This window comes from Blautia sp. CAG:257 (assembly GCF_000433815.1).
In the GTDB taxonomy this organism is placed as follows: Bacteria; Bacillota; Clostridia; order Lachnospirales; family Lachnospiraceae; genus Blautia_A; species Blautia_A caecimuris.
Genome location: NZ_HF998990.1, coordinates 34,445 through 46,813, shown reverse-complemented (window position 1 = coordinate 46,813; position 12,369 = coordinate 34,445). Strand labels below are relative to the sequence as shown.

Sequence of the window (12,369 nt, the reverse complement as noted above, 5' to 3'; positions counted from 1 at the left end):
CCTGTTTTTATACAGGGCAACTCTACCTGTATATCACAAAAGCAGGGGGATTTCAATAACTTTTATACGATTTTTAAAATTAACAGAAATTCAGCGCTTTTATCCCTTACGGATGCAGCCAGCTGCTGTCAAGCCTGGCAAGAAGTCTTGCATTGTGATAAGCCATTTTAATGGTCAGGCATGTCCTGCCCAGATATTTTTTTCCGTCTGAGGTTTTTACACAGGCAAGAGCCAGATCTGCCTTTCCCGGATTCTGCAGACAGACAGGGATCAGAAGCTGGATCCCGTGATTGTAATACTGGGGCACTGCTGTGCGGTAATCAGCCTCCAGCATATGTCTGGTCTGGCGCAGGGCTCCGTCAAAAAGCTGTACCTTCATCCTGCTTGTCCTGACATTTTCCGGAAGTCTCTGAATATTTTCCTCATCTCCAAAAATATGCTCATACTGAGGGATGATCTCCAAACGGGAATCAAACACAAGATCCGCAGGATTTTTTACATATTCCGCCCTCTCCGGAAGACTGACGATTCCTGATTTTAATAAATAATACTCTGTGTAAAATCCTTCCAGAAACCACTTCTGCCGGTCCGGAACCAGATTTTTCACAAAAAACGCGTACACAGGCTGATAATAATAATTAAAAAGTCCTGTATTAAAAATCGCATAGCTGTCTTCTTCCAGTACCTTTCCCTCTTCATACACCCTCTGGAAGGTATGCTCCAGATAGCCTTTCAGGATTCCTCTGTCCTCATTCTCGCCAAAGCTCCACTTTTCGGGAACCATTCTGGAAAGATTCTGAATGTGCCGGTTATAATTTCCGCAGTAGGTAAAATCAAATAAATTCATAGCACTCTCCCGCCTCCTTATTTTTCTGTGCAAAAAGGCTTTATTATATTGTATTTTGATTTTTTCCGGACAGAACGTTTTTCTATGTTTTTGTAGTCATCTGTTCCTGAAAATGTTATAATAACACCTGAAACTGATAACGATTTTGTTATCAGAGGCATAAGCACCTTTTCGCAGGATATGCGGAGCTTGCACACAGGCTGCTTATAAAATAAAGCTTACAGAGGAGGCAGCTATTATGACAAAACAGGAATTTCAGAAATTAACAGAAAACCTTCTTTTTCTTGACGGAGCCACCGGTTCCAATCTTATGGCCCAGGGAATGCCCCGGGGCATCTGCACAGAACGTTGGGTGATCGAGCACAAGGATGTGATCCAGAAGCTTCAGAAAGCTTATATAGAAGCAGGAAGCCGGATCATTTATGCCCCCACCTTCGGAGGAAACCGGCTGAACCTGAGGCAGCACGGACTGGAAAATAAAATTCAGGAGATCAACAGTACTCTGGTTTCCTACTCCAGAGAAATTGCGGAAAACAAAGCCTTTGTGGCAGGAGACATTACCACCTCCGGCCAGTTTGTTACTGCTGACGGCGAATATACCTATGAAAATGCCTTTGAAATGTATAAAGAACAGATTACGATTCTGAAAAACGCAGGAGTGGATCTGATCGCAGCAGAAACCATGATCAATATTGAGGAAACTCTGGCCGCTGTGGATGCCGCCAATTCCGTCTGCGATCTTCCCGTTATGTGTACGGTTACGGTAGAAGCTGACGGAAGTATTTTCAGCGGCGGAAATGCCGTAGAAGCCGCTGTTGCCTTTGAGAGCGCAGGAGCCGCGGCTGTTGGGATCAACTGTTCTGTAGGACCGGATCAGCTTGTATCTGTCATCCGGAATATCCGGGAGGCTGTTTCCATTCCGGTTATTGCCAAGCCCAACGCCGGAATGCCTGTTATTGACGATCAGGGAAATGCGGTATACAGCATGAACCCGGCGGACTTTGCAAAACATATGCAGGTTCTTGTGAAAAACGGCGCAGGGATCATCGGAGGCTGCTGCGGAACCACTCCGGATTTCATACGGGAAATGAAAAAACTTCTGGGATAATTTTTTTCACTTTACTTTTATTGCTTTTTCCGGGCACATTTCCTGGCAGCAGAAACACCGGATACATTTTTTATAATTATAAACCGGAGGATGATCTCTTCCGTTTTTAAAATCCACTGCTTTTTCCGGTACCGGACAGCTGTTCACACAGATTCCGCAGCGGATGCATCTGGATTCCTCAATATACGGCTTTTTCTGGAAAAGATTCAAAGCCTTTGCCATTTTTTCCCAGATTCCATATTTTATTATTCTTCTGTCTACATTAAATTCCGGATTTCCGTATTTTTTTACAGCTTCTGCCATGGAGAGCTCTCCTTCCGGGGCCAGAAGCTGTATTTCCTCTTCTTTCCAGGTTCCAAGTCCCATCTTCTCTCCATGATAACAGGTGGGAACCATCTGAGGCTTCAGATGCACCAGACGGCAGAATACACTGTCCAGAGCCACCGGATCTGTAGACATCAGCATAACCTTCATATCAACAGGATCTCCTGAACCAGGGCCGTTTCCCTCCATGGCTGTAATACCGTCCATAATGTAAAGTCTGGGATTTACGCACTGGTTCAGATCGATCAGCATTCTGGCAAAGCTGTCTGCACTTGGAAAAAGAGTATGTCCTTTTGCTTTATGAAGGCCGTAAATAAAACCATAGCTGTTCTTCACCGCTCCCGTGATACGCTCCAGCGCATGGGTTTTCATTTTGCACAGAGAGATCACGCAGCTGCTTTCCAGAAGCTCTTTGCCAAGAATAAACTCTTTTGCCTGAACGCCTTCCTCATAGGGAGTCCGGATGCCTTCCGAAAAATCAACGGCCGGGATGCCAAGTTCCTGAAGATACGTGTCCATTCCTGTTCCGGCAATGACTTTTGTGGTATTTCCATGTCCGCAGGAATCTGCCAGTGTCACCTTTTCATAGCCCTCTTCTTTTAAAAGTTTCCCGAACATTCCCACCACTGCCGGATGAGTGATCACTGCCTTTTCTACCTCTGCCCGCTTCAGAAGGTTGGGCTTTAAAAGAATTTTTTCGTCTTTTAAGATAAGGGCTTCCAGTCCGCCCAGAAGCTTTAATCCCTTTTTTAAACTATCATAAACAAGTTCTTCCCTGTAGGAATTACAGGGAAGAAGAATTACTTTACTTTTATTTTTCATGAGCTGCCTTTCTTACTTAAATGCAATGCTGCGTTCTGCCTCCAAAGCCTTACCGACGCTTAGATCAGTGTCTCTGAGAGCCTTTCTTACCGGAAGGATGCAGGCAGGAACTACGGACAGGAAATCCACTCCCATTCGGAGAAAGGTTTCTGTCAGCTCGGTATCAGCGGCAATTTCACCGCAGATTCCTGCTTTTTTTCCTTCTGCATGCGCAGCCTCCACCACCATGCGGATCATTCGCAGAATGGCAGGATGATGATCGTCATATTTATTTTTCAAAAGGGGATTCTGCCTGTCCATAGCCAGTGTATACTGAGTAAGGTCATTTGTGCCGATACTTAAAAAATCCACTCTTTTTGCCAGCTCACGGCTGATCATCACTGCAGCCGGAGTTTCGATCATTATGCTTGTCTGAATATCACGGAAAGGAATTTCTTTTTCTTTCAGCCCTTCCTTTACCTCACCAATGATCTCCTCAATTTCATCCATTTCAGACTCTGAGGAAACCATGGGATACATTATGGCAAGATTCCCGTAGGCGCTGGCCCGGTAGATGGCGCGAAGCTGCGCCTTAAACATACGCTTCCGGTCCAGACAGAGACGGATTCCCCGGTTTCCCATAATGGGATTTGTCTCTTCCGGAATGTCCAGATAGGAGGCCTGTTTGTCCGCTCCCAGATCAGAGGTACGTATTACTGTAAGACGGTCTCCCATAGTTTCTGCAAGCTGTTTATATGCCCGGAAAAGCTCGTTTTCTCTTGGATAATTTTCTCTTCCCAGATATTGAAACTCACTGCGGAGAAGTCCGATTCCTGCAGCTCCGTAAAAGAGTACATTGTTCAGATCGCTCATATTTCCGATATTGGCATAAAGCCCGATCTTTTTTCCGTCCGCTGTTTCATCTGTCTGGTTTTTCAGCTTCAGAAGCTCTTCTTTTTCCTTTTTATCCGCCTCCAGACGGATCCGGTATTCTCTCTTGATCTCCGCATCCGGGTTCAGATACAGAGTCCCTGTATAACCGTCCACAATGGCTGTCTGGCCGTCCCACTCATCATCTGCTTCTATATCCACAAGAGCAGGGATTTCCATAGTCTTTGTCATAATAGAAGTATGAGATACTGCTGAACCGTGATGCATGACAACTGCCAGAAGCTTTTGCTTGTCCATTTCCATGATCTCTGTAGGCGCAAGAGATTCTGCCACCACGATCACCGGCTCGTCACCCAGACTGATCCGGGTGCAGGAGCCTCCCAGAATACGGATCAGCCGCGCAGAAATTTCCTGAATATCCTGGATGCGCCGGCGCACCACAGGCTCCTCCAGATTCCGGAAGGTTTCTGTCAGCTCATCCCTGTTTGTCATGATCGCATATGCTGCGTTTACCTTCTCCAGCGAAATGCAGCTTTCAATTGCTTTCTGATAGCTTTCTGATTCCAGAAGTCTGATCTGTCCCAGAAAAACCTTTGCCTCCTGTTCATTCAAACTTCTGTTTTTTTCATAAAGTTCTTCCAGTTCTTTAACAGCCTGCAGTCTGGCTGTATGAAATTCCTGGATTTCTTTTTTTATGTTGCTTACCAGACACTGCCGTATCTGGTATTCACCTCTGCTGTAATACAGTATTTTACCGATGGCAATTCCGGAAAAGGTCGCTGTCCCTTTGTAGATTTCCATCTTGTACCCCCTTATTTCCGTCAGTCGCAGGCTGCCTTGAATTCTGTCCAGTTTTTGCTGTACTGTTCTTCTGCCTCTGCACTTACATTCTGTACGATATCGCCTTTTTTCACTGAATCCGGCACTACCAGATCCGGATTTACCAGCTCGTCTGCCGCTTTATTTGTGCTGTAGTAGCCGATAAAATCTGTACACTGTGCTGCGATCTCCGGCTGAAGGATATAGTCCATAAACTGGTATGCCGCCTCCTTGTTAGGCGCCTCGCTTGGAATGAACATTCCCATAATTCCGAATCCCAGACCTTCTTCCGGATAAACCACTTCAAGCTCCGGATATTCTGCAAGAGCAGCTGTTACCTGTGAAGTATAAAGAAATCCCACGCTTGCCTCTCCGTTCAGAAGCGCATTCTGTGTGTTGTCATCCTGGATCAGACGCACGTTGGGAGCCAGCTCCAGAAGCTTTTCTCCTGTTTCTTTAATGGAATCTACATCTTCTTCATTCATGCTTTTTCCAAGCATCAGATTGGTGATTCCATTGATCACACGGTAGTTGGCAACCAGGGCAATGCTGTCTTCCAGAGACGGATCCCAGAGATCTGCATATCCCTTAATATCAATATCAACCATTTCCGGATCATACACGATCAGGGGGATTCCTGCCCCGTAGGGAACTGTATATGCGTCCTCCGGGTCATAAAACTGGCCCTGATAAAGAGGATTGATATTTTCAAAGCCGGACAGCTTTGATTTATCCAGCTTTTCTGCCAGACCTTCCTGGATCACATTTTCCAGAATGTAATCGTCCGCAATTACAATGTCATAATCTCCGCCCTTTGCCATGGAGAGCTTTTCCAGCATGGTTTCATCTGTGTCAAAGTTGGAATATATGATCTTTACGCCTGTTTCTTTTTCAAATCCGTCCAGTACCTCCTGGGGGAACATATTTTCCCAGGTAAACAGTACCAGCTCCTTATCAGAATCTGCGCTGACCGGAACCGCTGCCGCAGTTACTGTCAGAGCTGCACATAACGCCATTACAAATGATTTTTTCATGTTGTCCTCCTCTATCTGTTATTTTAATCTGTACTATTTTAGTATAACCTATTTTTGTTTTGTTGAAAAGAGTCTGTTTTTCCCTTTTACCAGTCTGGTGATCAGCGTATACACCAGAAGCACTGCCAGGGTAAATGCAAGCATCAGGGTACAGAGTGCATTGATCTCAGGCGTCACTCCTGTTTTCAGCTGTGTGTAAACCTTTACGGGCAGGGTGGAGATCCGGGGTCCGTTTACAAAAATACTGATCACCACATCATCCATGGACATGGCAAATGCCAGAAGGGAGCCTGACATAACTGCCGGCATAATAAGAGGCAGCGTAATATCCCAGAAAGCCCGGAAGCTTCCTGCGCCAAGATCACGGGCCGCCTCTTCCAGAGACGGATCCATTCCTGCAAGTCTTGCTTTTACCTCCATCAGAATATAGGGAACACAGAAAACCGTGTGGCCCAGAAGAAGGGTCAGCATTCCGAACGGCATATCCAGAAGATAAAAGAATGCCATCAGTACCATTCCCAGAATGATTTCCGGGATCATCAGCGGAAGAATGGATATATATTCCAGAGCCCCTTTTGTTTTCCAGTGTATTCTGGAAAGTCCCACTGCTCCCAGAGTTCCGATCACTGCGGAAACAAGACAGCTTGCTGCGCCCAGTACCAGACTGTTTTCCAGAGCCTCGATCATGGCTCTGTCATTTAAAAGCTCCTGATACCATTTCAGGGAAAATCCCGTAAACCGCACAGGAAGCCTGGACTCGTTAAAGGAAAAAATGATCACCACTGCCACCGGCAGATACATCAGAAAAAACACAATTCCAAGATACAGCCCGGAGAGCTTCGTATTTTTTTTCATCCGATTCCCTCCAATTCTTTTACATTTGTTATTTTACGGTAAAGACCGATCATCAGTGAGGTAAGGATCATCAGCACCACTGCAAGAGCTGCCGCAAAGGGCCAGTTATTTCCCCTTGTCATCTGCTCCTGGATCAGACTTCCTACCAGAACGATCTTATTTCCTCCCAGGATGTCCGCTATAAAGAACAGTCCCATAGACGGAATAAAGGTAAGGATCACTCCTGACAGAAGTCCCGGAAGGGTCAGCTTAAAGGAAACGGTCCAGAATGCCTTTATTTTTCCCGCCCCAAGGTCACGGGCTGCCTCCACAAGAGACCAGTCCAGCTTTTCCGCACTGGAATATACGGAAAGGATCATAAAGGGCAGAAGTACATAAACCATACCCACTACAATAGCCGGATAGCTGTACAGGATTTTCAGCGGCTTATCAATGATACCCAGCCCCTTTAAAATATAATTCAGCACACCCTTGTTCTGAAGGATGATGATCCATCCGTAAAGACGGATCAGGGAATTGATCCAGAAGGGCAGCATCAGAAGAAGCATGGCTCTTTTTTTCCAGGTATCAGACATTTTTGCCATAAAATACCCGAAAGGATATCCCACCAGACAGATGATCACCGTACTGGTCAGGGCAAGCTGAAAGGATTCCCGGAAGGTCTGAAGATAAACCGGATCCAGGATTTTTCTGTAATTTTCCAGGGTCAGGTTCCACTCCACGGAGGTTCCGCTTCCCGGCTGGGCGAAGCTAAGAGCCACCATATAAATAAGAGGTCCTGCCACAAACACCAGCGTAAAAAAATACAGAGGCAGGATCATCCACACTGAGGTAGTTTTCTTTTTTGCTTTTGTTCCTTTCATCCTCAGGCCTCCCCGCCTTCCCGGACAGCATCCCGGTCTACAAGAACCGCATCCTCCGGCGCAAAGCACACGCTGACTGTCTGCCCCTGCTGCACTCTGGCGTCTATGCCATAGCGGCTTGCCACAAGCTCTGTCCCGTCTGTAAGCTTCAGAACAACCCGAAGAAGTCCTCCTGCAAAGGTTTTTTCCGTTACCACTGCCGAAAGGCCGCAGGAACATTCCTCGTCAATTCTTATGTTTTCGCTCCGCACTGCCAGAGTCACTTTTTCTCCGGGCCGGATTATCTCATTGTGAGAATCCGCCTGAATATGGCCTCCTGAAATATTAACAGCTACCTTTCCGTTTTCTGTGGCTCCTGCCACTCCTTTCAGGATATTCGCATTTCCCACAAAGGTTGCCACATAGCTTGTGCGGGGATGATTGTAGATTTCATCCGGAATTCCGATCTGTTCAAAGGTTCCGTGATTCATTACCGCGATCCGGTCGGACATGTTAATAGCCTCCTCCTGATCGTGAGTAATATAAATAAACGTAATGCCAAGCTTTTTCTGGAGCCGCTTTAATTCCACCTGCATGGCCCGTCTCAGCTGAAGGTCAAGGGCTCCCAGAGGCTCGTCAAGAAGAAGCACCCTCGGATTATTAATAAGGGCTCTGGCAATGGCAACTCTTTGCTTCTGACCGCCCGAAAGCTCAGAGGGCTTTCTTTTTTCATAGCCGGGAAGCTGCACCAGCTCCAGCATTTCCTTTACTCTTCTGCGGATTTCAGTCCTGGGAACCTTTTTCAGCCTCAGACCGTAACCGATATTGTCTGCCACATTCATATGAGGAAAAAGAGCATAGTTCTGAAATACCGTATTTACATCCCGGTCCTCCGGATTCAGAGCAGTTACATCCTTTCCATCCAGAAACACCTGTCCCGCATCCGGCATTTCAAGGCCTGCAATAATACGCAGCGTTGTTGTCTTTCCGCATCCGGAAGATCCCAGAAGGGTAATAAACTCACCTTTTTCAATAGCAAGACTGATGCCCTTTAAAACTTCCTCCTCATCTGAAAATCCTTTTCTGATATTTTTTAATTCCAAACACTTTTCTGTCATCTCTGTTTTTTATACTGCCTCCTTACTGTTTCTGTCCCGCACACATTTTCTGTCCGGGATGCTTTTATTTATATCGTTACTGTCTGCACCTCACTGTCCCGGAAGGTGTTCTGATATATATTCCAAAGTTCCGGGACATACGGGGCAAAATACCATCAACGAAAGCGATTTGAAATGCGTTTTGACCAGATTTCTGTGAACGGAGTGATCAGTAACTCTATATATTTACATTTGCTTTTCAATATACTCTATATATTGTTTTTTGTCAAAAACCGGAGTGAAATCATCCACGATCTTTTTTGCCTCCCGGGCATCGTTTCTCAAAAGCCGGTAAATGGTAAGCGCCATAAGCTTTGCCGGAAGAATATATGCCTTTTCTTCATCTGTGATCCGAAAATCTTCTCCGTGAAGCCGGCCTTCAAAGCCCCGGAAGGTAAAATTTACTACCGGAAACAGCTGGGTAAGATCTCCCATATCCGTACATGCATTGTTAAAGTCTCCCGGCTTCACAGTACGAAAAGAAACTCCCAACGCCTCTGCCGCCTGAACCAGCGCCGAATCCGCCTCCCTTGGACGGACAGGCATGTAGCCGGGAATCCTTTCTCTTTCAATTTTTCCGCCGAAAGCATAGGCAGCTCCGTCATAGGCCCGGTCGATCATCTCCTGTACTTCCTGAATCCGTTCCAGAGAAGATGCTCTGATCTTTGTTTCCACAACCGCCTCATCCGGCACACTGTTTACCACATCTCCGGCTTTTCGAATTACATTGTGAAGCCGCACATGATCCTCCTCCCGGAAGGTTTCCCGCATCAGTCCCATCATCTGAATGGCGCTTGAGGCAATACTTAGCGCGTTGACGCCATTCCAGGGATCAATGGCTGCATGGGCTGCTTTTCCCCGGACGGTCACTCGTTCTGCTGCAAAACCATTGCAGGCAGGATTCCCCAGATAAAAGTCCTCTTCAACCGGAACCATATGTACATGAGTCGTCATCACAAGATCCGTATTGTCAAACTCTCCTCTTCGGATCATTTCACTTTTGCCGGAACCGAAACAGATTCCCTGTTTCCGAAGGGCTGTTCTTTTATCTGCATCAATGTATTCTTCTGCAGGCACAGCCAAAAACGTCAGAGAGCCTGTAATCTGTTTTCTGATCTCAGGATCTGCAAAAGCCATTGCCGCCCCGGCCAGCACAGCCATCTGAGCATGGTGGCCGCAGGCGTGGGCTGTGCCGTTCTGCGCATCTGCCATCGGGTGAGCTTTGCATCCAATGGCATCCATCTCCCCGATCACTGAAATATTCGGAAACTTTCCCGTACTTTTTCCTGAAGCGTTTTTTCCTGCTCCGGATATCCGTTCCAGACCTCCGTCCTGGCTGTTCCAGTCGCCCCGGACTCCGGTCAGGGCAATTCCCTCCTGAACCTCATATCCATATTTTTTCAGAAGCTCTGCTGTTTTTTTCGCTGTTCGTACTTCCTGAAAGCCAGGCTCCGGATGCCCTTCAATATCCCTGGCAAAATACAGAATCTCCTGTCTGTGCTCTTCTATAAGATCAATGATCCGCTGTTCTGTTTCATCCATAACGGTTCTCCTCATAAATAAGTATATCGCCAATAAAAAGGACGTTTTTTCGTTTATCCTTTCTGTCAGTTTATACATGATCTGAAACACCTTACTGATATTTAATCATACCATAATCTCTGTCTATTGCAAGTGTCAGCAAAACCAAAATTCATCTGCAAAAGCAGCATTTCCGTTTTCCTGAACAATCTTCCTGCCCCTGATTTTTCCTGTAAAAACAAAAAACTGTTCTCTCATTTTCTGAAAGAACAGTCATTTTATTTGGATCGTATATATCACTTACTGATATCTGTATCATAAAAGCTGGAAATGAGACTCGAACTCACGACCCCTTCATTACGAGTGAAGTGCTCTACCGACTGAGCTATTCCAGCCTGTGACAACGGAAATCAAAGATTTTCCTTTATTTCCGCATGTTATAAGGGTTTTTAGCAGATTTTCCAACTGGTTAAGTATTACTTCGCTGTATCTTATAATACCATCTAATGTTATTCTGACTATGGTAAAACTATGGTAATTTCTTTCCTGCTTTTACCCTATTTACTTTTACCATAGTTTTCATTATAGTTATGGTAAAAGTACAACGTGTTCTCCAAACACATTTATTATCTTAATGCACAAATATAAGATTGTCAAGTAAAATTAAAAAACTAATCAACTATTGCGAACATACGTTTCGAATGATTGGAGGTATGATGCAATGGCAAGTCGAAGAAAAAATGGAGAAGGTTCATGGGGAACCAAAACAATTAATGGAATCAAATATAAATTCTACAAAGATGTAAACGGTAACTATTTCTACGGAAAAACCAATGCAGAAATCAACGCTAAAAAGGATGCTTATTACGAAAAGTATAAAGATGCTAAGAAAAGTCTTAAAAAACAAACTATTGTAGACAAAAGCAAAGAAGTAAAATCTCAGACATTCGGCGGTGGAATACTTAAATGGCTCAAAAAGGAAAAATTTTCGGAAGAAAAAGATCTACTTATGATGGATACGAAGATTGTATTATGGGGGAAATTATAGGATATGATGGTTATAGATTGACTGATAAGCAAATTGGAACTATAAACTTAGAAATTATCAACAAATACTACGCCTCTCTTGCAACTATATATTCAGCTGGGACGATAAAAAAAGAACAAGATAAAACCTGTTCTTTTTGAAAACTTTTATAAATTTGCTTTTAATCCCAGTTAATCTCGTTATGAGAAATTGTCGGAGATGTATCTGCTTTTGCTTCTAATATTGCTTCTATTTCGTCCGGAAGTGGTTCTGTCTCAGGAACAAAACGCACTAAAACTCTATAAATTGTATCAATGTCTTTTTCGGGGATCATATCAATCAAATATTTTATAGTCTCTCTGCTCATTTTTTCCTCCTATAATTTTTTATATACTTGACCTCTGGGCTTTATATCGTTAATAGTTACAATATCATTTTCAATCGTAAATCTCCAACTCTTAAACGATATTCATTGTCGAAACCTATTAGTTTTTTGATGTCACCAAATGGTATTTTTTCAATAGCTTCCCGTAAACGTCTTTTTGTAGGACTGTCCGCTGAATTAATATATTTTACAGCTTTCTTTTTGTATTTTATCTGCATTATATTCTCCTCTTTTAAATATATTATACCATTTTATACTATATGTGACTAATATATTTTTAATGGTTTCGGTATTCCTAAAATTTCATTTTAGGATTTAATAAAGCGGTCAAAATATTTTTGAATGACTTTAGAGAATGAATGTATAATTAAAATACGGAAGTCAAATTTATTGCCCTTATTATAAAAATAAATAGTCGGTTGTATGAAATTTATAATCGTTCAAATAATATCACATGAAATGTAAAATTATATCAGGTGATGTTATGAAGATAGAACGAGATGAACGACAATTTGATTTTCACGATACAGGGCTTGCTATCAAGCGGGCTCGGGAGGCCAGCGAGATGACACAGGAGCAACTGGCCTATATTGTTGACCGGGTTCCCCGTACCATTATATATCATGAGAATGATGGCCAGCACCCGAGTTTTAATACATTTTATCAGCTGGTTACAATGTTCGATATATCGGTAGATCAATACTTTTACCCGCCCAAAAATAAATGGAGCGAGTGCAGAAAGCAGTCTATGTAGAACC

The 12,369-nt window shown here is 44.1% G+C and carries 13 protein-coding genes and 1 tRNA gene; 3 read left to right on the top strand and 11 right to left on the bottom strand.

The features are described 5' to 3' along the window. Nucleotides 1-106 precede the first annotated feature (106 nt). Entirely contained in the window at nucleotides 107-847 is a 741-nt protein-coding gene (locus QVP40_RS01520; protein ID WP_022066751.1) for a DUF3825 domain-containing protein, read from the bottom strand. Nucleotides 848-1,085: 238 nt separating this feature from the next. On the opposite strand from QVP40_RS01520, the gene QVP40_RS01515 reads away from it, so the two are divergent. Continuing rightward, nucleotides 1,086-1,955, top strand: coding sequence for a homocysteine S-methyltransferase family protein (locus QVP40_RS01515; protein ID WP_022066750.1), 870 nt, complete (start codon nucleotides 1,086-1,088; stop codon nucleotides 1,953-1,955). A 6-nt stretch (nucleotides 1,956-1,961) separates the two neighbouring features. Here QVP40_RS01515 and QVP40_RS01510 read toward each other — a convergent pair whose 3' ends face one another. The 8 genes from QVP40_RS01510 to QVP40_RS01475 form a co-directional block, all read right to left on the bottom strand. Then, on the bottom strand, nucleotides 1,962-3,101 hold the full coding sequence (locus tag QVP40_RS01510) for a DUF362 domain-containing protein (RefSeq protein ID WP_022066749.1): 1,140 nt from the start codon (nucleotides 3,099-3,101) through the stop codon (nucleotides 1,962-1,964). A 12-nt stretch (nucleotides 3,102-3,113) separates the two neighbouring features. Further along, complete coding sequence (ptsP, locus tag QVP40_RS01505) at nucleotides 3,114-4,772, bottom strand: phosphoenolpyruvate--protein phosphotransferase (protein ID WP_022066748.1); 1,659 nt, start codon at nucleotides 4,770-4,772, stop codon at nucleotides 3,114-3,116. A gap of 20 nt (nucleotides 4,773-4,792) precedes the next feature. Beyond that, nucleotides 4,793-5,824 (bottom strand): polyamine ABC transporter substrate-binding protein, encoded by a 1,032-nt coding sequence (locus tag QVP40_RS01500; protein ID WP_022066747.1) that lies wholly within the window; start codon nucleotides 5,822-5,824, stop codon nucleotides 4,793-4,795. Between the two features lie 48 nt (nucleotides 5,825-5,872). Further along, nucleotides 5,873-6,679, bottom strand: coding sequence for an ABC transporter permease (locus tag QVP40_RS01495; RefSeq protein ID WP_022066746.1), 807 nt, complete (start codon nucleotides 6,677-6,679; stop codon nucleotides 5,873-5,875). Then, nucleotides 6,676-7,542, bottom strand: a complete 867-nt coding sequence (locus QVP40_RS01490) for an ABC transporter permease (RefSeq protein ID WP_022066745.1) — start codon at nucleotides 7,540-7,542, stop codon at nucleotides 6,676-6,678. The genes QVP40_RS01495 and QVP40_RS01490 overlap by 4 nt, the downstream gene beginning before the upstream one ends. 2 nt (nucleotides 7,543-7,544) lie before the next feature. Beyond that, the gene (locus QVP40_RS01485; RefSeq protein WP_022066744.1) at nucleotides 7,545-8,639 is read right to left on the bottom strand and encodes an ABC transporter ATP-binding protein; all 1,095 of its coding nucleotides are present in this window, start codon (nucleotides 8,637-8,639) and stop codon (nucleotides 7,545-7,547) included. A gap of 225 nt (nucleotides 8,640-8,864) precedes the next feature. After that, nucleotides 8,865-10,220 (bottom strand): amidohydrolase, encoded by a 1,356-nt coding sequence (locus QVP40_RS01480; RefSeq protein WP_022066743.1) that lies wholly within the window; start codon nucleotides 10,218-10,220, stop codon nucleotides 8,865-8,867. A 301-nt stretch (nucleotides 10,221-10,521) separates the two neighbouring features. After that, nucleotides 10,522-10,594, bottom strand: a tRNA-Thr gene (locus QVP40_RS01475). A 326-nt stretch (nucleotides 10,595-10,920) separates the two neighbouring features. Here QVP40_RS01475 and QVP40_RS01470 point away from each other — a divergent pair. Further along, nucleotides 10,921-11,247, top strand: a complete 327-nt coding sequence (locus QVP40_RS01470; RefSeq protein ID WP_022066742.1) for a hypothetical protein — start codon at nucleotides 10,921-10,923, stop codon at nucleotides 11,245-11,247. Nucleotides 11,248-11,407: 160 nt separating this feature from the next. Here the strand turns inward: QVP40_RS01470 and QVP40_RS01465 are convergent, their stop codons facing one another. Together QVP40_RS01465 and QVP40_RS01460 are read right to left on the bottom strand one after the other, a co-directional pair. After that, the gene (locus QVP40_RS01465) at nucleotides 11,408-11,593 is read right to left on the bottom strand and encodes a hypothetical protein (protein ID WP_022066741.1); all 186 of its coding nucleotides are present in this window, start codon (nucleotides 11,591-11,593) and stop codon (nucleotides 11,408-11,410) included. Between the two features lie 56 nt (nucleotides 11,594-11,649). Continuing rightward, entirely contained in the window at nucleotides 11,650-11,829 is a 180-nt protein-coding gene (locus QVP40_RS01460; RefSeq protein ID WP_022066740.1) for a type II toxin-antitoxin system RelE family toxin, read from the bottom strand. A gap of 347 nt (nucleotides 11,830-12,176) precedes the next feature. On the opposite strand from QVP40_RS01460, the gene QVP40_RS01455 reads away from it, so the two are divergent. Then, a complete protein-coding gene (locus tag QVP40_RS01455; RefSeq protein ID WP_330361875.1) occupies nucleotides 12,177-12,365 on the top strand; it encodes a hypothetical protein in 189 nt (62 codons plus the stop codon). Nucleotides 12,366-12,369: the final 4 nt, after the last annotated feature.